The 669-nt window shown below is 28.8% G+C and carries 1 protein-coding gene; it reads left to right on the forward strand.

Annotation, left to right across the window (positions count from 1 at the left end; genetic code table 11):
- Positions 1-446: 446 nt before the first annotated feature.
- Positions 447-669, forward strand: a 223-nt coding sequence (locus J7R10_RS08380) for an adenosylhomocysteinase (protein ID WP_208436456.1), incomplete at its 3' end; no start/stop codon positions are given.

A 669-nucleotide genomic window follows, 5' to 3' on the forward strand; every position in this document is an offset into this window, starting at 1 on the left:
CGATAGAAGTAAGGTGAAACGTCCCTTTAAAACAAATATATAAATGAGTAATACAATAATGTATTGTGCTTCGTGAACGTATATTTTTCATAATTTAATTCACTTGTACTTTATATAAAAGGAAAAGTAAGCATCTTAATGAAAGTTATATGTCTTACTCTTTTTTCAAAAAATATAATTTAATCATAGTTTTTCTCGTCATTCCACCTTTTTTACAGCTTAAAAAAATACATATCGGTAAATTTTGTTTACTTAAGAAAATTTTTATGAGTCCCTTTACATTCTGTCAGTTACATTATCATTTAAATAGATAAATGCATATTTTTGTATAAGTTTATGGAGAATTTAAAAAGGATTTTTTACATAAAGAAGTCTTTCTATTGTCTTGCATTTTTTTTTAATATCTCCTACCGTCTGAAGAAAAAGTGATTATAAAGGAATATAAAATGACAACACCAGATTACGTTGTCAAAGATATCACACTTTCCCCGTATAGTCGTAAAGAACTTGATATCGCTGACACAGAAATGCCTGGTATAATGGCTTGTCGTAAAGAATTTTGTTCCAGCTCACCTTTGCATGGAGCACGTATTTTTGGGTTATTGTATATGACGATTCAAACCGGTTTTTTGTTTGAAACATTTAAACTATTTGGCGGCGATGAACGAT

Source organism: Bartonella vinsonii subsp. berkhoffii ATCC 51672 (assembly GCF_902825225.1).
Lineage (GTDB): Bacteria > Pseudomonadota > Alphaproteobacteria > Rhizobiales > Rhizobiaceae > Bartonella > Bartonella berkhoffii.